This window comes from Pseudomonas alliivorans, from assembly GCF_017826695.1.
Lineage (GTDB): Bacteria > Pseudomonadota > Gammaproteobacteria > Pseudomonadales > Pseudomonadaceae > Aquipseudomonas > Aquipseudomonas alliivorans.
Genome location: NZ_JAFFZW010000002.1, coordinates 851,516 through 873,744, shown reverse-complemented (window position 1 = coordinate 873,744; position 22,229 = coordinate 851,516). Strand labels below are relative to the sequence as shown.

Below are 22,229 nucleotides of genomic sequence, written 5' to 3'. Positions count from 1 at the left end.
GCAAGCCGCGCCAGATTATTATCGAAATGCCCGAAAGGCCTGCGCCAGAGGCTTTAACCTCGTCAAAAAGCAGGCACGAGAACGGGTTCGTGCCTTTTTTCAGACCAGTGGACGTGCCGTGCGACAGATCAGTTTCAGGTTCGCGCCGCCGTATGGACTGGTGCCGATCTGTAGCGTAAAGCCATGCAGATTGACGATGGCCGCCACTACGGAAAGCCCCAGACCGAAACCGCTGTGCTGATTGCCGGCTTCACTGCGGTAAAAGCGCTGAAACACTGCGGCTCGCTCGGTGACCGGAATCCCCGGGCCTGAATCCTGTATGTCGATGCAAGGGCTCTTGCCTTCCTTGTCCGCGTAGGCACTGACCACCACTGTTCCGCCGGCGGGCGTGAACTTGATGGCGTTGCTCAACAAGTTGGCCAGGGCCTCGAACAGCAAGGCGCGATCACCCACGAGCGTCGGCAGTGTGTCTTCCAGCTTGAGGAGCAGGGTTATCTGGTCCTCTTCGGCCAGCGGCAGGTAAAAGTCGTGGAGTTCCTGCAACAGCGGACGCAGTTCAAGCTCGACAAAGGCAGAGCGTCTTTGGCGGTCTTCCAGTTCCGAGATGCGCAGCAAACCGCGAAAACGCGCCATCAGCGTATCTGCTTCACCGATCACCTGCGCAATCTGCAAGGCGCAGGGTGAGTCGTACTTGGCCTGTTGCTGGATGCGATAAAGCTGGGCGCGAAGGCGAGTCAGCGGCGTGCGCAGGTCGTGGGCGATGTTGTCGCAGACGCCTTTGACCTCGTTCATGAGCTTTTCGATGCGGTCGAGCATGGCGTTGACGATGACCGCCAGCATGTCGAGTTCGTCGCGTCTGCTGGACACGGGCAGGCGTCCGGCCATGTCTCCGGCAATGATCGACTCCGCACTGAGCTGGATGGCACGAATGCGCCGAAGCGGACGTTGACGCAGCAAGTGCCAGCCTGCGACGCCGGGAATGATCGTCAGCGAGATGCCCCAGAGCAGGGCATGCAGAATCAGTGTGCTGACCGCGAACAATGAACCGTTCTCGCGCACCAGCACCAGCCAGCGGCCGTCGACGGTATGCGACACGATCGCGTCGCAACTGTCTTTGGGGAGGCCCGGGTCTTCGGAATCGATGCAACTGCTCAGTTCATGTATCTGACCGTCAATGGGCAGCACTTTGGGAATGTGTGTGATCGGCCCGGCGATGTGCCGGAACTGGTCATCGAACAGACCATAGGCATCTACGGCGCGGGTATCGAAGGTCATGCTGGTGGACAGCGCGTCGACCAGCGCCTGCCCCTCGAAGCGTGTGAACAATTGCTGGCGATGGGTCAGCGAACGACGTGCGAGGTTGTCCAGGTAACCGTTGACCTCCCAGTACAGAACCCCCAGCAGGATGGCGCTCCAGGCCACGAACAGTGAGCTGTAGAGCGCCAGCAGCCTGCTCGAAGAGGAGCGCCAACCGTTAGACGGGTTCGGCAATGACATAACCTGAACCTCGCACGGTTTGTATCAGCGGTGCGATGCCAGGCTGGTCGATCTTTTTGCGAAGGCGACCGATGTGTACATCGATCAGGTTGGTGCCGGGATCAAAGTGGTAACCCCAGACTTCCTGGAAAATCATCATGCGTGTGATGATCTGTCCGCTGTTGCGCATCAGAAACTCGAGCAGTTTGAATTCGGTCGGCAACAGCACAAGCGGCTCGCCACCCCGACAGGCTTCACGGGTAATCAGGTTGAGTTCGAGGTCGGCCACCTGCAGAACCGTCTTCGCGGCGCTGACCGGGTTGCTGCGACGCAGCAGCACTTCGACGCGTGCCGCCATTTCATCGGACGCAAACGGTTTGGGCAGATAGTCATCGCCTCCGGCCCGCAGTCCGCGAACGCGCTCGTCCACGTCGGACAGCGCGCTGATCATGAGGATCGGCGTGGCGATTCCCTGGGCGCGCAACTGGGTGACGATGGTCAGTCCATCAATCTCCGGCAGCATGCGGTCCAGGGTAATCAAGTCGTAGTCGCCACTCACTGCACGCGCCAGACCGTCACGTCCGTTGTCCACCCAGTCCACTTCCAGTCCGTGGCTGCTGAGTTCCGCGACTATTTCCTTTGCGGTGATGGCATCATCTTCGATTGCCAGAATTCGGGTCATGGTCCCTGCCTGAATAAGTACGTTCAAAGACCTAGTTTGCCCCTAAATGGCGGCGAAGTTCCTGAAAGAAAGTTTAATGACGGGGATCATATGTCTTTCGGCACTTCGGCATCCTCTTCCCTGAGCTTCTGTGCTTCGGCCAGGCGCTTTTCTTCCGCCCGACGTTTCCTGTCCCGTTCAAGTCTGGCGCTGGTGTCTTTCTCGCTGCGAATCTGCGCGTGGCTGATCAGGGCGAAGATGAAGCTGCCGCCAATGATGTTGCCCGCCAGTGTCGGTCCGGCAAACGTGAACCAGAAATCCTTCCAGCCCAGTTCGCCTGCGAACACCAGGTAGGACACTTCGGCCGAGCCCACGACAATGTGCGTGAAGTCGCCGAGCGCCATCAGGTAGGTGATCAGCACAATGATCGCGATCTTGGCATTTTCCATCGAGGCGATCATCCAGACCATGGTCGCAATCATCCAGCCGGACACGATGCCTTTGGAGAACATCTGACCGACATCGTTTTCCATGACCTTGCGGCCGATTTCCAGAAACGCGTGATCGGTCTTGGCGTCGAAGATCGGCAGGTTGAGCATGACGTAAGCCACCAGCAGAGTACCCACCAGATTGCCGCTCAGCACCACGCCCCAGAGGCGCAAAAGCCGCCAGATATTGGCCAGGTTCGGCTTGCTCATGATTGGCAGTACGGCAGTGATGGTGTTCTCGGTGAACAGTTGCTGGCGGGCCAGAATCACGGCGAGGAAGCCTGCGGAGTAACCCAGACTGGTAATCACGTGACTGCCAGGGATGCCTTCGAGGCGTGACATGAGCAAACCCATCGCCATCAGCGACAGGCCCATGGTCAGGCCGGCCGCCAGAGCCGACCACCATAGAGCCGCGACGCTGCGCTCCAGCTCGTGGTCGCCCTGCATCCGTATGGTTTCATGCAGTACCGCCGCGCGAGGCGGCTGGTTCTCATCGATCTCGCGCTCTTCTTCGGCTGACAGGCCGGGGGTCTTGCCGTCTACTTCGTGGTCCATACCGTTTCCTGATGCGTTGCTGATGCGCTGGAGATGAGGACGCAGGCTGCGCCGGTCCGATGGTTGAGACAGGCGCCGCACGCCGTCGTTCGCTGCCCGCCTGCGGTATCGGCAAATGTATGAGCCAGTTCTCACAGAGCCCCTGCCAGTGCGCATTCAGATCGCCGCATGCCTTTTTTGATAATTTGTATCAGGCGCTAATAGGAATCTGTACTATTCGCAAAAAATCCTGCCGGGTCCCAAGAGGCCTGGTTTATTGCCAAGGGCTGCACATCGATGCGTCGTACCTTTCTGTCTCTTTGCGTCATTCAAGCAATCTCCCCATTTGCCTGTGCCGATCAGGTGACTGCCAGTCATTCCTCAATCGAACTGCAGAACATCGATATCCAGAGCGCCACGGACATCGAAACCGCGCAAGGGCCTGTCCAGGGCTATCGGGCGACCCGGTCTGCCAGTGCGACCCGCACCGATACTCCACTGCATGAAACACCGCAATCGATCAGTGTCGTGACCCGTGAGGCCGTTGAAGACATGGGTGCCACGCGCCTGCAGGATGCGCTGGATTACGCGGGCGGCGTGGGTCGTGCCAACAACTTCGGCGGTCAGGGGTTGACCACGTTTACCGTACGCGGCTTCACCACGGGCGAGTTCTATCGCAACGGCTTTCCGATCAACCGCGGTTATCCGAACATGCCGGACGCCAACACCATCGAGCGTCTGGAGGTGCTGCGCGGTCCTGCCACTACGCTTTATGGGCGTGGCGATCCCGGCGGTACGTTCAACGTGGTTTCAAAGCAGCCGCTGGCCGAGCGCTCGGTCACGCTGGGCAGCCAGCTCAATGATCAGGGCATGAAGCGTGGCACGCTGGACGCATCCGGTCCGCTGGACGATGACGGGCGCTTTGCCTATCGCCTCAACGTCGTGGGTGAGGGTGGCGATACCTTTCGCGATCACGTCGAAACCGAACGCTACGGTGTGGCGCCGGTCTTGAGCTGGCAGGTCGATGACGCCACTCGCATCACCTTCGAAGGCGACTTCATGCGCAACAACGCGCCGCTGGACCGTGGCCTGACGCGTTATCCCGCGCAGACCCGCACGGCTTCCCGTGACACGTTCTTCGGCGAGAAAGACGTGGGCAAGCTGCACAATGACAACACTATGGCGCAGATCCGCTTCGACCACGACCTGAACGCCGACTGGAAGCTGGGCGGTGGCATCCAGATCCTCGACGGCTCGCTCAAGGGGGATGCCATCGAAGCCAACGGTCTGGCAGCCGACGGGCGCACGCTGGGACGCAATTTCAATTACCGCAAGCTTGAGTGGACTGACCGCGATCTGCAGTTGAACGTCACCGGGCATTTCGCCACTGGCGCGTTCGACCATACGTTGCTGGCAGGCGTCGAGTACGAAGACTACGACTATAAGTCGATCATCCGACGCTCCAGTGGCGCGGTTAACGCCTACACCATCGATATTTTCGATCCGGTTTACGGAAAGGTCCGTCCTGCGCTGACCCGAACCACGACTGACGACAAGGAAAACCTCAAGACCTACGCGGCCTTCGTACAGGATCAGGTGGCGCTGACCGAGCGCATGAAATTGCTGGCTGGCGTGCGCTTCGAGCGTTTCGAGCATGACTACGACACCTTCGGTGTCGGCGTGCCGTTCACCAACAGCGATAACGCCGTGACCCCGCGTCTCGGCCTGATCTATGACCTGACCGATACCGTGGCGGTCTACGCCAACACCGCGCGCTCGTTCAAGCCCAACACTGGCGCGAGCCGTCTGGGTGGCGGCTTCAAGGCAGAAGAAGGCAAGTCCTATGAAGTGGGCGTCAAGTGGGAAGCCCTGGATCGCCGGTTGAGCGTCGATGCCGCCCTGTATCAGATCGAGAAGCAGAATGTGCTGACCACCGACCCGATCGATTCCACGTTCAGCGTGGCGGCGGGGGAAGTGCGCAGTCGCGGCCTGGACCTGAATGTGGTTGGCAATCTGACCCCTGAATGGCGTGTCATGGGCAGCTATGCCTACGTCGATGCGCAGGTCACCAAGGACAACACCCTGCGCTCCGGCACCCGTCTGCTGAATATCCCGGAGCAGACATTCAGCCTGTTGAACGTCTATGAGTTCCAGGATGGCGTGCTGCGTGGTCTGGGCCTGGGGGCAGGCGGTCGTTATGTCGATCAGCGTGCAGGGCAGACCGCCAATACCGCGTTCTCGATGGACAGCTACACCGTGTTCGATCTGCTGGCCTTCTATAAGGTCAACGAGCACGTGAAGCTCAATCTCGATGTGAAGAACGTCTTCGACAAGGACTATGAAGAAGGTGCGTTCGGCAACGTGTATGCCTATCCGGGCGCCCCGCGTACGGTGCAGGTCGGAATCGCCTACACCCTTTAAGCATCAGGCAGTCGCGATCAGGGGAACACCCTGATCGGCGACCCCGCGTGCCAGGCCTGGATGTTTTCGATCATCCGGCCATAGAAGGTCTGGTAGTTGTTCTCGGTGACGTAGCCGATATGCGGGGTCGCCAGCACGTTGTCCAGGGTGCGGAACGGGTGGTTTTCCGGCAGTGGCTCGACATCGAACACGTCAAGAGCGGCACCGGCGATCCTGCGCTGTTGCAGGGTCTCGATCATCGCCGCTTCATCGATAATGGGGCCGCGCGACGTGTTGACGATGAACGCGCCGGGCTTCATCCGGCCCAGCGCTTCAGCATCCACCAGCCCTCGGCTGCGATCGCTGAGCACAAGATGCACCGACAGCACATCGGACTGCTCGAACAGCGCCTGTTTACTGACGTAAGTCACCCCGCATTCGGCGGCCGCCTCGGGTGTCAGATTCTGGCTCCAGGCGATGACCTTCATACCGAATGCCTGACCGTAGCGGGCAATCCACTTGCCGATACTGCCCAGCCCCAGAATACCCAGCGTCTTGCCGTGCAGGTCGCTGCCCAGCCCGACTTGCCAGTGACCGGCGCGCAATGAATTGGCTTCAGCCACCAGATTGCGAGTGATGCCCATGATCAGCGCCCAGGTCAATTCCGGCGCTGCATGCTTATAGCTGTCGGTGCCGCACACCGTGATGTTCAATCGTTTGGCCGCCGCGACATCGATGGCGGCATTGCGCATGCCGCCGGTGGTCAACAGTTTCAGGCGTGGCAACTGGCTGAGCAGTGCTTCGTCGAACAGGGTTCGTTCGCGCATCACGCAGATCACATCAAAGTCCCGGAGGCGCTGGACCATGACGGCGGTATCGGCAGGGAACTCATGCAGGAAGCTGACTTCGCCAATAGAGCGCAGCGGCGACCAGTCCACAACATTGCTGGCCACGTTCTGCCAGTCATCAAGCACTGCAATGGTCAATCGAGTCATGAATAAAGGTCTCTCTGGGCAGATTCGGGGAAAGAAAGCGGCTAGTCGAACAGGCTCGCCGCGATATTGATCGAGAACCCCAGAATAGCCGTGTTGAACACAAAACAGATCAGCGACTGGGCCAGCACGATCCGGCGCATCTGGCGGGTCGCTACGCCCACATCCGATGTCTGTACCGCGACGCTCAAGGTGAACGAGAAATACAGAAAATCCCAGTAATCCGGGTGCTTTTCCCCGCCAGCGAACAAGAGGGCAGGCTCTTTCCCGGTGGACGTATAAAACAGGCGCGCATAGTGCAGGCTGAACACCACTCCGATCATCAGCCATGAACCGATGACGGTGACCCCGGTGAACGCGTGGTGCAGCAATTGTGCATGAGGCGAAAGGCCTTTGGTGCCTGCTATCTCAACAATGATGGCGGCCAGGCTGGCCAGCGCTGCGATGGACACGGTCATCAGGATCGTGCCAGCGTTCTCGTCCTCCATCATCGCGATGCGCTGCACGTCGCTTGCGTTACTGTGCAGGGTGCGGATGAACATCAGGATCAGATAGAGCCAGACGCCCAGATCCCAGCCAATGAGCAGGTTCTGGGTCAGCGTAGTATCGGGCAGTGCCCAGGCGGAAGCGGTTCCGCAGAATAAGCCCACAAACGCGGCGATGGTCAGGCGAGGGTGGGTATGAACGATATGGCGCATGCGGGCTAGTCGTTACTGATTGTTGCAAGACAGTATCACGAGGCAGTGCGAAGCGAGAAAAAACGGCGCGCAAGGGGGTTGCGCGCCGTGTGCCAACGGTGTGGCGAGTGTTCTCTAAGCAGGCGAGCGCGGCTTAGCGCACCAGGCAAGGCTGTTTGTTGTTGAACGTCCAGTCCGGAATCAGGAACTGCATGGCGACGGCGTCGTTGCGCGCACCCAGGCCCATGCCTTTGTACAGTTCGTGTGCCTTGGCCAGTTGATCCATGTCCAGGTCCACACCCAGCCCCGGTTTTTTCGGCACGTCGACTTTGCCCCCGACAATCTGCAGCGGTGCCTTGGTCAGGCGCTGGCCGTCCTGCCAGATCCAGTGAGTGTCGATGGCTGTGATATTGCCCGGCGCAGCCGCGGCCACATGGGTGAACATCGCCAGCGAAATATCGAAGTGGTTGTTGGAATGCGAGCCCCAGGTCAGGCCCCATTCATTGCACATCTGTGCGACGCGCACCGAACCCTGCATGGTCCAGAAGTGCGGATCGGCCAGCGGGATGTCCACCGACTGCAACTGAATCGCGTGACCCATCTCGCGCCAATCGGTGGCGATCATGTTGGTGGCCGTCTTCAGGCCTGTGGCACGGCGGAATTCGGCCATCACTTCGCGACCGGAGAAACCGTTTTCCGCACCGCATGGGTCTTCGGCGTACGCCAGCACATGATGCTGATCGCGGCACAGGCGAATGGCTTCCTTGAGCGACCAGGCGCCATTCGGGTCCAGGGTGATGCGGGCGTCGGGGAAGCGTTCGGCCAGGGCCGTGACCGCTTCGATTTCCTCATCGCCACGCAGCACGCCGCCCTTGAGTTTGAAGTCCTGAAAACCATAACGCTGGTGCGCGGCTTCAGCCAGACGCACCACAGCATCAGGAGTCAAAGCGACTTCGTGGCGCAGGCGGAACCAGTCGTTATCGGCATCCGGTTCGCTGCGATAGGCCAGATCGGTCTTGTGCTGATCGCCCACGTAGAACAGATAACCCAGCATTTCCACCTGATCGCGCTGCTGACCCTCACCCAGCAAGGCGGCGACGGGCACGTCCAGATGCTGGCCGAGCAGGTCGAGCAGGGCGGCTTCCAGTGCGGTAACTGCGTGAATGGTGATACGCAGGTCGAAGGTCTGCTGACCACGGCCACCCGAGTCGCGTTCGGCGAAGGCCTTGCGCACGTCATTGAGGATCTTCTGATACGTGCCGATGCTGCTGCCGACCACCAGCGAGCGGGCGTCTTCCAGAGTCTGGCGGATCAGGTCGCCGCCCGGCACTTCGCCGACGCCGGTGTTTCCGGCGTTGTCCTTGAGAATGACGATGTTGCGGGTGAAGTAGGGGCCGTGCGCGCCGCTGAGGTTGAGCAGCATGTCGTCATGACCGGCGACCGGCACGACCTGCATCTCGGTGATGACAGGCGCCTTGGCAGTGACGTTGGCGTGTTGAGCGTTCATGGTGAAATCCTGTGCGAAATTGTTGTTGGAATGAGCGTCAATGAGTCGCGGGCGTCTGCACGGCGGCGACTGGTGTCGCGCCTGGCTTTGGCTTGTTGCGGGCGGCGAAGACGATGACGGCGGCAACCAGCGACGTGACGGTCAAGCCGTACAGGCCGCCCTGAATCGAGCCGGTGTGCTCTTCCAGCAGGCCGAAGGTTGTCGGCGCCACAAAACCACCGAGGTTGCCGACCGAGTTGATCAGCGCGATCACCGCAGCGGCGATTCGGGCGTCCAGATAAGCCTGGGGAATCGGCCAGAACAGTGACGAAGCCGACTTGAAGCCCAGTGCCGCAAAGCAGATCGCGACAAACGCGAAGATCGGGCTGCCGGTGGTGGACATGAACATGCCCGCTGCGGCAATCAACAGTGCTGCGGCAACCCACGCCTGCTGACGCTTCCATTTCGCCGACAGCGTGGCGAAGGCGTACATGCCGATGATCGACAGCAGCCAAGGGATCGAGTTGAACATGCCTACTTCGAAATCGGTCAGGCTGCCCATCTTTCTGATGATGCTCGGCAGCCAGAAGGTCGCTGCGTAGATGGTCAGTTGAATAAAGAAGTAGATCAGGCAGAACAGGATGATCTGGCCGTCCTTGAGCAGTTTGCCGATGGACGCCTTGACCGGCGTGGCGGCTTCGCGAGCGGCCTGTTCGGCGTCGATGGCGTTGACCAGTGCGTCCTGTTCCTCTCGGGTCAGCCACTTGGCATCGTGCGGCTTGGAATCCAGCCAGAACCAGACGAAGAAACACAGGCCGACCGAGAACATGCCTTCGATGAAGTACATCCACTGCCAACCTTTCATGCCGAACCCGGTGATCTGCAACAGCAGGCCGGACAAAGGGCCGGAAATCAGCGAAGCGATGGCCGAACCGCTGAGGAAGATGGCAATCGCCTTGCCACGCTCAACGCCTGGCAGCCAGCGGGTGAAGTAGTAGATCACGCCCGGAAAGAAGCCAGCCTCGGCCACACCCAGCAGAAAGCGCAGGATATAGAAGTGGGTTTCGTTCTGGATGAACGCCATGCCGGCAGCGACCAGGCCCCAGGTGAGCATGATCCGCGTCAGCCAGATTCGGGCGCCGACTTTTTGCAGCAGGATGTTGGAAGGGACTTCGAACAACGCGTAACCGATGAAGAACAGCCCGGCGCCCAGGCCGTAGGCCGCAGCACCGATGCCCAGATCGTGCTCCATGTGCGAACGCACGAAGCCGATGTTCACCCGGTCGATGTAGTTGACGATAAACATGATGACGAAAAGCGGCAGGACATGACGTTTGACTTTCGATACGGCTGAACTCAAGACCGAATCTGCGCCGTTGGCCATCCCGGAATTGGATGTGCTCACAGTTGAATCTCCCACTCGTTGTTTTTATGCGGGTATGTGCGAGGTGTGTCCCTCGCATTGTCGGTCATCATACAAGTTGGGTGCGCGTGCGCAAGCCCCTTCGATAGTCGGATCGCGATTAATTTTTGCGTCCGACCACGAAAGGTTTCAGTCGTTTGTCGTCGAGTTTATTCAGCCTTTTCTCAGTAAAAGCCACGAAAATAAAGGGTTGTACGCGAAGGGTGAGTGCCGGTGGCCGTTACTGGGCAATATTTTTTCTGACGGATCGCGTCATAAAAAGGCGGACAGACGGATAGGCGAAGCTTTGACAAGACTGAGTCACTTGTAATACAAGTCAGACAAGTTCTGTTGGTCCTGAAACTCAAGCCCCATGCGCCTTTGTCGGCCATGCCGCTGCGTTACGGGTTCACCGGACGGCGCACAATCAGACAAGCGACAGACAACTTCAGGACAACCTTTCATGCAAGAGCCCGCCAGCACCGCGCCCAAACGCCGTCAGCACAGCCTGGCCACCGATCTGGTCACCGAACTGAGTCAGCGTATTCTGCTGGGCAAGATTGCGCCGGGTGAGAAGCTGCCGTCGGAAAACCGGATTGTCCGTGAGCACGGGGTCAGTCGTACCGTGGTTCGCGAGGCGATTTCCAAGTTGCAGGCGTCGGGGCTGGTGGTCACTCACCACGGTATCGGCACCTTCGTGCTGGAGCGCGGCGATCAGACGGGGTTGCGCCTGAAAGTCGAAACCGTGTCGCGGGTGCGCGACATCATCGAGTTGCGCATCGGTCTTGAAACTCAGGCTGTGGCGCTGGCAGCAGTGCGCCGCACGGAAGAGCAACTGGCGGCCATGCGTCAGGCACTGGACGATTATCAGGACCTGCTGGCCAACGACGACAGCTGCGTCGAGGCGGACAAGCGCTTTCACATGCTGATTGCCGAAGCGACCGGCAATCCGTATTTCATGGAAATCATGCAGCATCTGGGCAGTGCGATCATTCCGCGCAGCCGCATTGCCTCAAGCGAGCGGGCTGGCAATAACCTGGCGCATCAGGGCTATCTGGCCAATCTGGAACACGAAGCGCTGCTCAGCGCCATCCGCCGCAAGGACCCGGACGCGGCGCGTGCAGCGATGTGGACCCATTTGAGCAACAGCCGCGAGCGTCTGGTGCCGCAGGATTAGTCCTCGTCTGCAGGTCTGAGCACGCGCAGCATCAGTTGCGTCTGCCACTCGAAATAGGGATTGAAGGTCAGTCGCGAGTGGATCTTGCCCGGCTCACGGTATCCCCAATCCGAGTACCAGACCGGCTCGCCCGCCATGCATTTCGCGGTGTCCTCGTCGGTCTGGCCATTCCAGCAGATCCGCTGCGTACCGTTGACGCCGTACAGCGGGTTGTCCGGGGAAAACAGCAGGCCCATGTGCGAGAAACGGCTGATGCGGTAGTCCGGCAGGTAATCGGTACGCACCTCGACCCGTGAAGTGCGCGCAGCCTTGGCGGGCAGGTCGCCGTACCAGATCAGGCGGCTGTCCGGGTGGCTGAAGCGTTCGTTGAAGGTGTCCAGTACGTAGGCGGTGTCCAGCACCGAGTCGTGCTGGGCGATGGCAATGAACACCGGCTTGTCGTATTGACGTTTGAGCAGGCGATTCTGGGCCAGCGCGCTGCTGCGGTAAAACTGGGCGAACCCGTTGGTAGGCACGTTCATGTAACGCAGCGGCGTCTGCATCGGCCGCAAACCCTCCTTGGGGGATGCAAGCAGCCATGGCCTCGCCCAGCCGATCCAGGGGGTCAGCCAGGCGTAACCGCTGTCGGAGCGAAAGGCGGGGGAGAACAGCAGCAGCCCGGCAATTTCATCATGGTCGTAGGCATAGTCCAGCACCAGATTGGCGCCGGTGGAAAAGCCGCCCAGGTACACGTTGGGCGCTTCCTTGCCGAGCAGGTTTGCCTGCTCGCGAACCACCTGCTGCCATTGCTCCAGCGTCACGTCGAGCATGTCTTCGGGTTTGGTGCCGTGACCGGGCAGCAGCACGGTGCGGACGATAAATCCCTCATTGGCCAGCCGCTGGCCTACGTCGTGGAATGACCAGGGTGAGTCGCCCAGGCCGTGCACCATCAGCACCCCGCCTTTGATCGCGCCGCTCGGTGTCCACTGCTGCGGCGCATTCCAGTTCAGTTCGGCCTCATGGTCTGACGTCTGGAAAGTGCGCTGGGAGCGGATCAGCTCACGGGTCTGCTGACGGTAATCCTCGAAGAGTGGTGTGGGGGCCTCACTCTCGGCCATCGACGTGCAGGCTGAAAGCGTGAGCAGGGACAGCAGGCTGGCGAGTCGCGATCTGATCAAGTTCTGGAAGCCTTCTTGCGGGGTTGATTGGGGGATGCAGCTTGACGAGGCACATGCTCTGCGCTCACCCTTATACACACGTCTGCCCAACACTGATCGTGCCCAGCGCTCTGCGTGGGTATGCATCCCGTGACGCGCTGCGTCACCGTCGAGCGCGGACGCGGTGCGTCCTGGGCACTATGCCATGTGCATCGCGCTCATCAGCCGTTTCAGGCACACTCGCTGCCTCGATAACTTCAACAAAATGTATCCGCATGCCTACTCACTCCAAGCCCCTCGTGGCACCGGGAGTTCTTCATGTTCGCGCTTGATCGGGACCTGGCTCAGGACATCGTCGACCGCGCCATGGCGATTCTGCCCTATAACGTCAATGTCATGGACTACCTGGGGATCATCATTGGCAGCGGTGATCCCGAGCGTCTGTGCACTCGACACGAAGGCGCTCAACGGGTGCTCGCCAACAGCCAGGTCTTCGAAATCGATTCCCGGGCTGCCCTGCACCTGGGCGGAGTGAAGCCTGGCGTCAACCTGCCGCTGATGCTCGATCACAAACTGGTCGGCGTGCTCGGTATCACCGGCGAGCCGGAAGAGGTCCGCGTCTACGGCGAATTGGTGAAGATGACCGCTGAAATGCTTATGGAGCAACGCCGTCAGCAGACTGACCGCCAATGGCGCCTGCAGCGAAGCGAGGATCTGCTGGCGCGGCTGTTGCTGCCCGATTGCCCCGAAAGCCTGGTCGACGAAGCCCGTCAACTGGGACTGCAGCCGCAATTGCCCCGCCAGGCGGTGCTGATTCAGTTGGGGGTGCAGGCCTCTGCGGCCAGCCAGATCGCCGGGTGGCTGGGCTCACGCTATGCCGACAGTTGGTTCGTGCTGCGTGAGCCGACCTTGCTCTACTGGTGCCGCGCGGTAGGCAAGGATCGCGACGATGCCGCTTTACTCAAGCAATTCGAGGAGCATCACTGGCCAGTCATGCGCATGGCCACGGTAGAGCCTTCGACGGACCTGCCCGAGTTGCGCCACGCCTGCGCGGCAGCGCGAGACCTGCTGGATTATGCTGCTCAGGCCCACCCGAAACAGCGCCTGGTGCGGCTGGCGGATCACCGTCTGCCCGTGCTGTTCTGGCGTCATCGGCATGACTGGCTGGCGTCCGAAGTCGCCGAGCCCGTGGGCCGTTTGCATAATCAGGGGCAGTTGCTCGAAACCCTGTGCAGTTGGTTCGATCACAGCGGCGAAAGCCAGGCCTGCGCCGATGCGTTGGGTATCCATCGCAACAGCCTGCGCTACCGATTGGAAAAGATCGCTGAGCTGACCGGCTGCGACCCCTACAAGACCGTTGACCTGCTGCGTCTTTATCTAGGGGTGCAGATGACTCCGCGACAGGGCTGAAAGCAGGTTTTGTTCAAATGCCCGATCAGCACGCCGAATCGTTGTGCGCCGGGCAGGCGGCAAAGCGGGGCAGGGATGAGAACATCCGGTCACGGACATGGAGAACAACAATGAAAATAGTCATCGCCCCCGATTCCTTCAAAGACAGTCTCAGTGCCCAGGCCGTCGCCAACGCAATTGCCAGTGGCCTGGCCGAAGTCTGGCCCGATGCCGAACTCGTCAAGTGCCCCATGGCCGATGGTGGTGAAGGCACCATTGAAGCCTTGCTGGACGCCTGCCAGGGTCAATGGATGAGCGCACAGGTCAGCGGCCCGTTGGGCGACCGCGTCGAGGCTCACTGGGGCTGGTTGGCGCAGAGCCGCACCGCGATCATCGAGATGGCCATGGCCAGCGGTCTGCAACTGCTGACCCTCACGCAACGCGATGCCTGCCTGACCAGCACCGCAGGTACTGGTCAGTTGATCTCGGCGGCACTGGACGCCGGTGCGCAGCGGGTCATTCTGGCCATCGGTGGCAGTGCAACCAACGATGGCGGCAGCGGCATGATCTCGGCATTGGGCGCGCGTTTTCTCGACCGTGACGATCGGCCGTTGCCGGGCGGCGGCCTGGCCCTGGCCGATCTGGCGCGTATCGACCTGAGCGGTCTGGACCCAAGGCTGGCAGGCGTGCGCGTTGAAATTGCAGCCGACGTCGATAACCCGCTCTGCGGTCCCAATGGCGCATCGCATATCTTCGGTCCGCAAAAGGGTGCGTCACCCGATCAGGTGCTGGCGCTGGATGCCGCGCTGGCGCATTTCGCCGACCATTCGGCTCGAACGCTGGGCCACGACCTGCGTGACAGTCCCGGCAGCGGTGCGGCGGGCGGCATGGGTTTCGCCGCCAAGGCCTATCTGAATGCATCGTTTCGTGCCGGGGTCGAGGTGGTGGCAGACCTGACGGGTCTTGAACAGGCACTGCGCGGTGCCGATCTGGTGATCACGGGCGAAGGCCGTTTCGATGCCCAGACCTTGCGCGGCAAGACGCCTCTGGGTGTTGCGCGGGTTGCCCAGCGCCAACAAGTGCCGGTCATCGTGCTGGCCGGAACGCTGGGCGAAGGCTACGAGCAGCTTTATCAGCACGGCATCAGCGCCGCGTTCGCGTTGACCAGCGGACCCATGGACCTCGAAAAGGCCTGCCGCGAAGCGCCTCGCCTGCTGCATGAGCGGGCGCGGGACGTGGCGCGGGTGTGGCAGTTGGCGGCCTCGAGATGACGCTCGGCGTCAATGCAACTGCCTACACGTCTTGGACGTAGCGCTGTCGCGCATTAAACACCCGGCGTCGTGGAAGCGGACCGGGCGGCAATCCGACGATTGAATCGACGCGCAGGTCAGGAGATCGCGTTATCGTTCATCGTCGGCAAGCCGCCTCCCGGTGTGCAGTGTTTGCCGAGACGCAGCGCTGTGTCAGGGGCATGGAGGCATCTTGATCCATGGTCAGCTGTCAACGCTCCAGCCCCAGTCTTTCATGCCAGTCGGCAATCGATTCTTCAGGATAGCCATCGAACTGACGATCGCTTTCGTGCACATCGACCTCCACCCACGATGCCTTGGAATCGAGCAGCATGTGCGTGCGCTCGGGCGGCATCGGCAACGGCGTATCGATCGCGGACGCAAACGGGTGAATCAGATCCGGCCAGTCCGGGCTGAACAGCCACAGGCCGCTGCCGCAGACCTTGCAGAAATGCCGCTCGGCACTGCTGGTTTCCACAGGGTGATCTTTGCGGATTTTGGCGTGATAGATCGAGATGTTTTCCTTCCCTTTGACCTTCATGCTCGCAGCATCGCCGCTCAGGTTGATGGCGTAGCCGCCTGCGCCCTGAGTCTTGCGACAGATCGAGCAGTAGCAGCGTTGATAAGGATAGGGATGGGCGCTGTCCAGGCTGAACTCCACGACGCCGCAATGGCAGGAACCTTCCAGATGCATGGCAAACCTCCACGGTTGTTCAAGTCGGTTTCAAGTGCATGGAAGTAGACAGGCGTCCCGCCGTGTTGAGCGTGTTCATTCGTCGGACCGTGGATGGAAAATGAAATGATGGCCGATGACCTAAAGAACTGTCCGACAATGTCGATATGCTTGGCGGTTGTCTGACAACCAATGATGCTCACACTGCCTTTCCAAATATAAAGAGCCCTGGCCATGAATTTACGCAAACTCACGATCGCCCGCCGTGCGGGTCTGGGTTTTACCCTGATATCCCTTTTGGTAGCGCTGCTGGGCTGGTTTGCACTGGTGCAGATGTCTGCCATCCGGGAGAGTGAGGTGGCCGTCGAAACCAACTGGGTCCCGAGCATGCGGGTGGTCAACGATGTGCGGGAAATCATGCTGCGCATTCGCACCATTTCCCTGCGCATGGCACTGGACACAGACCCTGCAAGCATCTCCACCTACCGTGGCCAGATGGACGTGCGCCTGGGCGACCTGACCAAGAAGCTCGATATCCTCAACGGTTTTGTCGACACCCCGGAAGAGAAGGTCCTCGCCGATCAGTTTCTGGTCACCATGGGCCAATACCGTACCGCGCTGGATCAATCTTTCGTGCTGGCTTCTCAAGGCGACAGCAAGGGGCTGAACAAGCTGTTGCTGGCCGACATGAAGCAGATCGTCGACGGTTCCGGCAAGCAACTCAATGACCTGGCTGATTTCTATGTCACCAAAGTCGATGCGGAGGGCAAGGCGGCCGAGGCTCAGTACAAGGCGTCGCGCAGTATCGTCCTGGCGTTTGTCGTACTCGCCGCGCTGGGTACCATTGGTCTGGCGCTGTGGTTGACCCGTAGCATCGTCGGTCCGCTGCAGCGCGCCGTCAGTGTCGCCGAGCATGTGGCTCAGGGCGATCTGACCCAGAACATCGCGGTCGATGGCAACGATGAAGTCACTCGCTTGTTGCGGGCACTGGAGCAGATGCAGGGCAATCTGCGCGAAGCGCTGCGCCATATCGGCAGCTCCGCCGGTCAACTGGCGTCCGCCGCCACCGAACTGAACTCGGTCACCGAGGACAGCTATCGCGGGTTGAACCAGCAGAACGCCGAAATCGATCAGGCCGCCACCGCCATCAACGAAATGACGTCGGCGGTTGAAGAAGTGGCCCGCAACGCAGTGTCCACGTCAGACGCGTCCAGCCACTCCAGTTCGTCGGCGCAGGCCGGGCAGAGCCGGGTGATCGAGACGGTTCAGTCGATCCAGACCCTGACCGAAAACGTCCAGGCCACGTCGGTTCTGGTGCAGAACCTGGCGGATCAGTCTCAGGACATCGGCAAGGTGCTGGATGTGATCCGTTCGATCGCCGAGCAAACCAACCTGCTGGCGCTCAACGCCGCCATCGAAGCGGCGCGCGCCGGGGAGTCGGGTCGTGGTTTCGCCGTGGTGGCGGATGAAGTGCGGGCGCTGGCGCATCGCACCCAGCAGTCGACGCTGGAAATCGACTCCATGGTCAACGCCATGCGCAGCGGTTCGGCCCAGGCGCTGGAGTCCATGAACACCAGCCGCGACCGCGCCAGCTCCACGCTGTCGCTGGCCAAGGGAGCAGGCGAATCGTTGAGCGAAATCACCTCGTCCATTAACCAGATCTCGGAGCGCAACCTGGTGATTGCCAGCGCCGCCGAAGAGCAGGCCCAGGTCTCTCGTGAAGTGGACCGCAACATCGTCAACATCCGTGACTTGTCCATGCAGTCGACCCAGGGCGCCAATCAGATCAGTGCTTCGAGCCACGAACTGTCGCGTCTGGCCGCTGATCTGAACCAGGTGGTGGCTCGCTTCAAGGTCTGAAAAGCCGACATCGACAAGGCCTGAGCGCGCTTGCCGCCAACCGGCCGGGCGCGCATTATTGCACCCGGTCGCGAAGACCACCGTGCAGGTATGTCTATCGATGGAGGCTGCTCAGCGTCATGAACAATAACAAACAAACCTTCAGCAGTTGGCTGCGCTCGCCAGCCCATCATCAATGGCTGTCCCAGGAAGGCAGTCGTCTGCTGGCCTTTGCCAAGGCTGCGAAACTGCAGAACGGGTTCGGCAGCCTTGATGACTACGGCCGTCTGATGGTGGGAGCCACCGCCGAAACCATGAACACCGCACGCATGACGCACTGCTTCTCCATGGCCCACGCGCAGGGCATTCCCGGTTGCGCCGCACTGGTGGATCACGGCGTCGCCGCGCTCAGCGGTCCATTGCGCGACGCCGAGCATGGCGGCTGGTTCAGCGCGGCGCTCGAAGACGGTGGAACCACTGACAAGCAAGCCTATCTGCACGCCTTCGTCGCACTGGCGGCCAGTTCCGCGGTGGTGGCCGGAAGGCCCGGTGCGCAGGCACTGCTGTCGGATGCGATTCAGATCATCAATACGTATTTCTGGAGCGAGGCCGAGGGCGCGATGCGCGAATCCTTCGCCCGTGACTGGAGCGGCGAAGAAGCGTACCGCGGCGCCAACAGCAACATGCACAGCACCGAGGCGTTTCTTGCCCTGGCCGACGTGACGGGTGACGCGCTCTGGCTGGACCGTGCATTGAGCATCGTGGAGCGTGTGATTCATCAGCACGCAGGCGCCAACGACTTTCAGGTCATTGAACACTTCACTCAGGACTGGACGCCACTGCCGGATTACAACCGTGAGAATCCTGCCGATGGCTTCCGTCCTTTCGGCACCACGCCGGGCCACGCGTTCGAATGGGCGCGTCTGGTGCTGCACCTTGAGTCAGCGCGCCGTGATGCCGGGCGTTCCAGTCCCGAGTGGATGCTCGAAGACGCCCGTCAGTTGTTCGCCAACGCTTGTCGCTATGGCTGGGACGTCGACGGTGCGCCGGGTATTGTCTATACGCTGGACTGGGAGAACAAGCCGGTGGTTCGCCATCGTCTGCACTGGACGCACTGCGAAGCGGCTGCGGCTGCGGCGTCTTTGCTGCAACGGACCGGCGAGCAGCAGTACGAAGACTGGTATCGGGTGTTCTGGGAATTCAACGAAACGCTGTTCATCGATTACGAACACGGCAGCTGGCGTCATGAGTTGAATGAACAGAATATTCCCAGCGAAGACATCTGGCCCGGCAAGCCCGACCTGTATCACGCGTATCAGGCCACGCTGTTGCCGGTATTGCCGTTGTCGCCAAGCCTGGCCAGTGCATTGGCGGGGCTGGACTGAGGCCGCGTCCGAAACCTCAGTGTGACGCTGCGCGCTTGTCGGTCAGGCGGATGATCTGTCTGGCCAGAAAGCTGCCGGTGAGGATCACGCCGAACAGGCGCAAGGTCTGCATGGCCAACACGAAGCCGACATCGGCGTGGGTGTCGATGGCGATGATCGCCATGGTGTCCAGGCCGCCGGGGCTGGTGGCCAGGTAAACCGAAAGGTAGTCCTTGCCCATCATCATGGCGATCAACCAGGCGGACAGGGCGCACAGTACGATCAGCACCAGCGAGGCCAGAATCATCATCGGCAGACGCCGCCAGACATACAGTACGGTGGGGCGGTCGAAACGCAGGCCGACGTAGCAGCCAATTGCTCCGTAGCCCAGTGGCAGCAGCCATTGCGGGATGGTGATCTGCAGCATGCCACTCAATTGCAGCGCGCCGCCCAGTATCAAGGGCATCAGCAATGCACCGGCAGGCAACTTCGAGCCCAGCAGTACGCCGACTACGATGACCGCCAGACTCAGGCCCAGATCCAGCACGCTGGAGCCTTGCAGCAACACTTCGTTGCCGTGCGCCTCAGTGCCGCTGCTCGATGCGCCCATGAAATGGCTGACCAGCGCGCCGATCACGACCACACAGACCACCCGCACATACTGCATCGTCGCGACGACCCGCGAATCGGCACCGTAGTCCTCGGACATGGCGACCATTGCCGAAGCGGCGCCCGGCGATGTGCCCCAGGCCGCTGTGCTGCTCGGTATGCCGGCAAAACGCACCAGCAACAGGCCGACGGCGGCGCTTAGCACGACGGTCAGCAGCGTGGCCAGCAACATCACATGCCAGGACTCGAGAGCGGTCATCAGCACGCTGACTGACATGGCGTGCGCAATCAGCACACCCACCGTGCCCTGGCCGAATTGAAAGAGTCGTTTGTTCATGCGAATCGTGGCGCCCGACACACCGAAACCAATAGCGACCAGCATCGGTCCGAGAAACATCGCCGCAGGCATGTTGATCAATTTCAACAGTTGGCCGGCACTGCCTGCGAGAAGGATCAGACCCAGCCACTGAGCCGGCGGGGAAAGGGCGGGAATAGACATACTGTAAGCACGTTGCAAGAAGATTCTCCCTGTTGTTGCGAGTGTTGCGGGTTGATCGACAGGCACACGGCCCTGATCAAGTACGACAAGTATCGACATCACAACCCATCAAGTCTATTTTCTAATAATCATGAATTGATAACTTTGGTTGATAGATATGGACCTGCGCGATCTGACGTATTTTGAAACCATCGCCGAACTGGGCCACTTGGGCCGGGCGGCTGAAAAGCTCAACCGCAGCCAGCCCGCGCTGACCAAAAGCATTCAGCGACTGGAAGAGTCGTTCGGCACCAGACTGTTTCAGCGAGACGGCCGGCGTATCAAACTGACACCGGTGGGCGAACTGCTACAGGCGCGGGGCAAGGAGCTGCAACAGAGCATCGCCCAGACCCAGCGCGAGGTACGGGATTTTGCCAGCGGCATGGTGGGCAACATTCGCGTCGGCTGCGCGGCGACCATGGCTGAACACCTGATGCCGAAGCTGACCTCGGCCCTGTTGCAACGCACGCCGGACGTCACCTTCAAACTGGTGATCGGTCAGGACGACCTGCTGCGCGAATCGCTGCGCTCGGGGCAGTTGGACATGATCATCTGCGCGCTGGCACCGGACAGCGAAGGCGTCACCAGCTTTGCGGTGCTTGAGGACGAAGCGGTGGTCATCGCCAGCAAACAGCACCCGATCTTCAAGAGCACACCTCTGCAAATGAGCGACCTGTGCGCCTTTCGCTGGGTGTTGCCGCCGGTCAGCGTGTCGTCGCGCAAATGGCTGGATGCGACCTTTGCCGCGCACGGCTTGCCGTTGCCCACGGTGCAGATCGAAGCGAATTCGATCTCGCTGTTGCCCAACCTCATCGCGCAGAGCAACCTGTTGAGCTTCGTCGCCCGTGAGTCGCTGGAGTTCGGCAAGACCATGCAGCACCTGCGCGAGGTGCCGCTGGAACAGACCACCATGAAGCGTACCATCGGCGTCACCCTGCGCAGCGGTGGCTACCTGTCGCCGGCCGCGCAGGGCATGCTGCAGATGCTGCGCGACAATGGCGGGGACTTTCTGGTGTGGGCCTGAATATCTCGGCTTCGGTTGCTGGCTTTTGGACGCCGCTGGGTTAGTCTTTGGTGACGCGGACACCTGGAGTGTGTCCGATTCGTTGACGACTCACAGGAGCACCCAGATGATACAGACGTCTTCACATGCACAGATTTACGTGACTCGAGATATCCATCACTTCGGCGGCGACCAGTCACCCCTTAACGACGCAGACGCCGATGAAGACAGCGATCCCGAGGCCTATCTCGATCTGGACATCCTCGGTCTGGACGACTTCGTCGACGCAGACAAGCTCGACCCGATCGTGACGGGTGATATCGGATCTTCCACATTGGGATGAATGGTTCGGTGCTGGCCGGACGATGTGGTCGAATGTGATGCGTCGCGTCACGGGCGGCATGCCTGCGCTTCAGGCACACCGCCGATCTCCGTTACCGCTTGCTCAAATACAACGCCAGCGCCTCAGCCCCAAGCTCCACCGTTGAGCTGCTTCCGGCCCAGCTGCAGGCGAGCATCAGGTTGCGGGGCAGGGCGAAGTCCTCCACTGAAAAGCCGTTATCGTCGAATCCGTGCTTATCGTGCGGCACCAGATCCCGCAGCGAATCCACCGGCTCGAAATACGCCCACACCGGCTTGTCGAGCGCGACCGCCATCCCCACTTCGAAGGCGGTGCCTGAATCCGGCTCCAGACCTCGAAACACGTTCAGATTGGCGAGCACGGCAGTGCAGCGCTGAATCATCGCCACATTCATCGTATAGATCTGCCGCGCGGTTTCATGAGGAGATAGGCCGGGTGTTACGTCGTTATCGAACGGAAACAACCCCTCCAGGCCATGTGCGGTACACAGCGCTTTCAGGTAACGCCCGTGCTCGATGGCGTCCGGACGAAACACGTCGAAACCTGCGAGATAAACCAGAGGTGCCTGCATTACGGTCGCTCCGCCATTGGGAAAATCGCACTGATTCTACGGCGGGCAGTACGCTGAATGAAGAGCACCATTGATCGGCCCGCACGTAGACAGTGGCTTTTTGGGCTGGCATCTGTACGGATAGCCAGTATCCTTGACCAGTCTGTTCACCGAATCTGTGACCG

Annotated in this window: 19 protein-coding genes and 1 pseudogene; 9 read left to right on the top strand and 11 right to left on the bottom strand. The window is 60.6% G+C overall.

What is annotated here, in order from left to right; genetic code table 11:
* Positions 1–99 precede the first annotated feature (99 nt).
* From JTJ32_RS08500 to JTJ32_RS08490, 3 genes are all read right to left on the bottom strand, one after another.
* A complete protein-coding gene (locus tag JTJ32_RS08500) occupies positions 100–1,497 on the bottom strand; it encodes a sensor histidine kinase (protein ID WP_099227930.1) in 1,398 nt (465 codons plus the stop codon).
* A complete protein-coding gene (locus tag JTJ32_RS08495; protein WP_029242861.1) occupies positions 1,475–2,158 on the bottom strand; it encodes a response regulator transcription factor in 684 nt (227 codons plus the stop codon). The genes JTJ32_RS08500 and JTJ32_RS08495 overlap by 23 nt, the downstream gene beginning before the upstream one ends.
* Positions 2,159–2,244: 86 nt before the next feature.
* A complete protein-coding gene (locus JTJ32_RS08490) occupies positions 2,245–3,180 on the bottom strand; it encodes a formate/nitrite transporter family protein (RefSeq protein WP_210041764.1) in 936 nt (311 codons plus the stop codon).
* A gap of 276 nt (positions 3,181–3,456) precedes the next feature.
* Here JTJ32_RS08490 and JTJ32_RS08485 point away from each other — a divergent pair, with 276 nt between their 5' ends.
* Positions 3,457–5,580 carry a TonB-dependent siderophore receptor gene (locus tag JTJ32_RS08485; RefSeq protein WP_210041762.1) on the top strand — a complete coding sequence of 708 codons (2,124 nt, stop codon included), beginning with the start codon at positions 3,457–3,459 and terminating at the stop codon, positions 5,578–5,580.
* Positions 5,581–5,597: 17 nt separating this feature from the next.
* Here the strand turns inward: JTJ32_RS08485 and JTJ32_RS08480 are convergent, their stop codons facing one another.
* The 4 genes from JTJ32_RS08480 to JTJ32_RS08465 all read right to left on the bottom strand — a co-directional run bounded on the left by JTJ32_RS08480 (position 5,598) and on the right by JTJ32_RS08465 (position 10,098).
* Complete coding sequence (locus tag JTJ32_RS08480) at positions 5,598–6,554, bottom strand: D-2-hydroxyacid dehydrogenase family protein (protein WP_210041760.1); 957 nt, start codon at positions 6,552–6,554, stop codon at positions 5,598–5,600.
* A gap of 41 nt (positions 6,555–6,595) precedes the next feature.
* Positions 6,596–7,249: a DUF1345 domain-containing protein gene (locus tag JTJ32_RS08475; protein WP_099227926.1), complete on the bottom strand. Its 654-nt coding sequence runs from the start codon at positions 7,247–7,249 to the stop codon at positions 6,596–6,598.
* 133 nt (positions 7,250–7,382) lie between these two features.
* Positions 7,383–8,735 (bottom strand): glucarate dehydratase, encoded by a 1,353-nt coding sequence (gene gudD, locus JTJ32_RS08470; RefSeq protein WP_099227925.1) that lies wholly within the window; start codon positions 8,733–8,735, stop codon positions 7,383–7,385.
* Positions 8,736–8,772: 37 nt separating this feature from the next.
* Positions 8,773–10,098 (bottom strand): MFS transporter, encoded by a 1,326-nt coding sequence (locus JTJ32_RS08465; RefSeq protein WP_184323459.1) that lies wholly within the window; start codon positions 10,096–10,098, stop codon positions 8,773–8,775.
* 481 nt (positions 10,099–10,579) lie between these two features.
* Here JTJ32_RS08465 and JTJ32_RS08460 point away from each other — a divergent pair, with 481 nt between their 5' ends.
* On the top strand, positions 10,580–11,293 hold the full coding sequence (locus tag JTJ32_RS08460; protein ID WP_099227923.1) for a FadR/GntR family transcriptional regulator: 714 nt from the start codon (positions 10,580–10,582) through the stop codon (positions 11,291–11,293).
* Here the strand turns inward: JTJ32_RS08460 and JTJ32_RS08455 are convergent.
* Positions 11,290–12,450 (bottom strand): alpha/beta fold hydrolase, encoded by a 1,161-nt coding sequence (locus JTJ32_RS08455; protein ID WP_210041758.1) that lies wholly within the window; start codon positions 12,448–12,450, stop codon positions 11,290–11,292. The genes JTJ32_RS08460 and JTJ32_RS08455 overlap by 4 nt on opposite strands.
* 297 nt (positions 12,451–12,747) lie before the next feature.
* Between JTJ32_RS08455 and JTJ32_RS08450 the strand changes: the two genes are divergently transcribed.
* Both JTJ32_RS08450 and JTJ32_RS08445 read left to right on the top strand, forming a co-directional pair.
* Positions 12,748–13,839: a sugar diacid recognition domain-containing protein gene (locus JTJ32_RS08450; protein WP_099227921.1), complete on the top strand. Its 1,092-nt coding sequence runs from the start codon at positions 12,748–12,750 to the stop codon at positions 13,837–13,839.
* Between the two features lie 110 nt (positions 13,840–13,949).
* On the top strand, positions 13,950–15,089 hold the full coding sequence (locus tag JTJ32_RS08445) for a glycerate kinase (RefSeq protein WP_210041757.1): 1,140 nt from the start codon (positions 13,950–13,952) through the stop codon (positions 15,087–15,089).
* A gap of 229 nt (positions 15,090–15,318) precedes the next feature.
* Here the strand turns inward: JTJ32_RS08445 and JTJ32_RS08440 are convergent, their stop codons facing one another.
* Entirely contained in the window at positions 15,319–15,801 is a 483-nt protein-coding gene (locus tag JTJ32_RS08440; protein WP_210041756.1) for a GFA family protein, read from the bottom strand.
* Positions 15,802–16,014: 213 nt separating this feature from the next.
* On the opposite strand from JTJ32_RS08440, the pseudogene JTJ32_RS26740 reads away from it, so the two are divergent.
* From JTJ32_RS26740 to JTJ32_RS08430, 3 genes and pseudogenes are all read left to right on the top strand, one after another.
* Positions 16,015–16,785: pseudogene (locus tag JTJ32_RS26740) on the top strand (HAMP domain-containing protein); the annotation flags it as partial.
* Positions 16,777–17,640, top strand: coding sequence for a methyl-accepting chemotaxis protein (locus tag JTJ32_RS26735; protein WP_408004591.1), 864 nt, complete (start codon positions 16,777–16,779; stop codon positions 17,638–17,640). The pseudogene JTJ32_RS26740 and the gene JTJ32_RS26735, both read left to right, overlap by 9 nt.
* Before the next feature lie 119 nt (positions 17,641–17,759).
* A complete protein-coding gene (locus JTJ32_RS08430; protein ID WP_210041755.1) occupies positions 17,760–19,004 on the top strand; it encodes a D-mannose isomerase in 1,245 nt (414 codons plus the stop codon).
* A 16-nt stretch (positions 19,005–19,020) separates the two neighbouring features.
* On the opposite strand, the gene JTJ32_RS08425 is transcribed toward JTJ32_RS08430, so the two are convergent.
* Complete coding sequence (locus JTJ32_RS08425) at positions 19,021–20,091, bottom strand: AbrB family transcriptional regulator (protein WP_210041754.1); 1,071 nt, start codon at positions 20,089–20,091, stop codon at positions 19,021–19,023.
* Between the two features lie 157 nt (positions 20,092–20,248).
* Between JTJ32_RS08425 and JTJ32_RS08420 the strand changes: the two genes are divergently transcribed.
* Positions 20,249–21,154 (top strand): LysR family transcriptional regulator, encoded by a 906-nt coding sequence (locus JTJ32_RS08420; RefSeq protein ID WP_184323390.1) that lies wholly within the window; start codon positions 20,249–20,251, stop codon positions 21,152–21,154.
* A 106-nt stretch (positions 21,155–21,260) separates the two neighbouring features.
* Positions 21,261–21,476, top strand: a complete 216-nt coding sequence (locus tag JTJ32_RS08415) for a hypothetical protein (RefSeq protein WP_184323391.1) — start codon at positions 21,261–21,263, stop codon at positions 21,474–21,476.
* 91 nt (positions 21,477–21,567) lie between these two features.
* On the opposite strand, the gene JTJ32_RS08410 is transcribed toward JTJ32_RS08415, so the two are convergent.
* Positions 21,568–22,065 (bottom strand): nucleoside 2-deoxyribosyltransferase, encoded by a 498-nt coding sequence (locus JTJ32_RS08410; RefSeq protein ID WP_184323392.1) that lies wholly within the window; start codon positions 22,063–22,065, stop codon positions 21,568–21,570.
* Positions 22,066–22,229: the final 164 nt, after the last annotated feature.

Bases quoted from the DNA above. Each gene is read 5' to 3' on its own strand.
- JTJ32_RS08500 (WP_099227930.1), bottom strand. From the start codon at position 1,497: ATGTCATTGCCGAACCCGTCTAACGGTTGGCGCTCCTCTTCGAGCAGG.
- JTJ32_RS08495 (WP_029242861.1), bottom strand. From the start codon at position 2,158: ATGACCCGAATTCTGGCAATCGAAGATGATGCCATCACCGCAAAGGAA.
- JTJ32_RS08490 (WP_210041764.1), bottom strand. From the start codon at position 3,180: ATGGACCACGAAGTAGACGGCAAGACCCCCGGCCTGTCAGCCGAAGAA.
- JTJ32_RS08485 (WP_210041762.1), top strand. From the start codon at position 3,457: ATGCGTCGTACCTTTCTGTCTCTTTGCGTCATTCAAGCAATCTCCCCA.
- JTJ32_RS08480 (WP_210041760.1), bottom strand. From the start codon at position 6,554: ATGACTCGATTGACCATTGCAGTGCTTGATGACTGGCAGAACGTGGCC.
- JTJ32_RS08475 (WP_099227926.1), bottom strand. From the start codon at position 7,249: ATGCGCCATATCGTTCATACCCACCCTCGCCTGACCATCGCCGCGTTT.
- gudD (WP_099227925.1), bottom strand. From the start codon at position 8,735: ATGAACGCTCAACACGCCAACGTCACTGCCAAGGCGCCTGTCATCACC.
- JTJ32_RS08465 (WP_184323459.1), bottom strand. From the start codon at position 10,098: ATGGCCAACGGCGCAGATTCGGTCTTGAGTTCAGCCGTATCGAAAGTC.
- JTJ32_RS08460 (WP_099227923.1), top strand. From the start codon at position 10,580: ATGCAAGAGCCCGCCAGCACCGCGCCCAAACGCCGTCAGCACAGCCTG.
- JTJ32_RS08450 (WP_099227921.1), top strand. From the start codon at position 12,748: ATGTTCGCGCTTGATCGGGACCTGGCTCAGGACATCGTCGACCGCGCC.
- JTJ32_RS08445 (WP_210041757.1), top strand. From the start codon at position 13,950: ATGAAAATAGTCATCGCCCCCGATTCCTTCAAAGACAGTCTCAGTGCC.
- JTJ32_RS08440 (WP_210041756.1), bottom strand. From the start codon at position 15,801: ATGCATCTGGAAGGTTCCTGCCATTGCGGCGTCGTGGAGTTCAGCCTG.
- JTJ32_RS26735 (WP_408004591.1), top strand. From the start codon at position 16,777: ATGCAGGGCAATCTGCGCGAAGCGCTGCGCCATATCGGCAGCTCCGCC.
- JTJ32_RS08430 (WP_210041755.1), top strand. From the start codon at position 17,760: ATGAACAATAACAAACAAACCTTCAGCAGTTGGCTGCGCTCGCCAGCC.
- JTJ32_RS08425 (WP_210041754.1), bottom strand. From the start codon at position 20,091: ATGTCTATTCCCGCCCTTTCCCCGCCGGCTCAGTGGCTGGGTCTGATC.
- JTJ32_RS08420 (WP_184323390.1), top strand. From the start codon at position 20,249: ATGGACCTGCGCGATCTGACGTATTTTGAAACCATCGCCGAACTGGGC.
- JTJ32_RS08415 (WP_184323391.1), top strand. From the start codon at position 21,261: ATGATACAGACGTCTTCACATGCACAGATTTACGTGACTCGAGATATC.
- JTJ32_RS08410 (WP_184323392.1), bottom strand. From the start codon at position 22,065: ATGCAGGCACCTCTGGTTTATCTCGCAGGTTTCGACGTGTTTCGTCCG.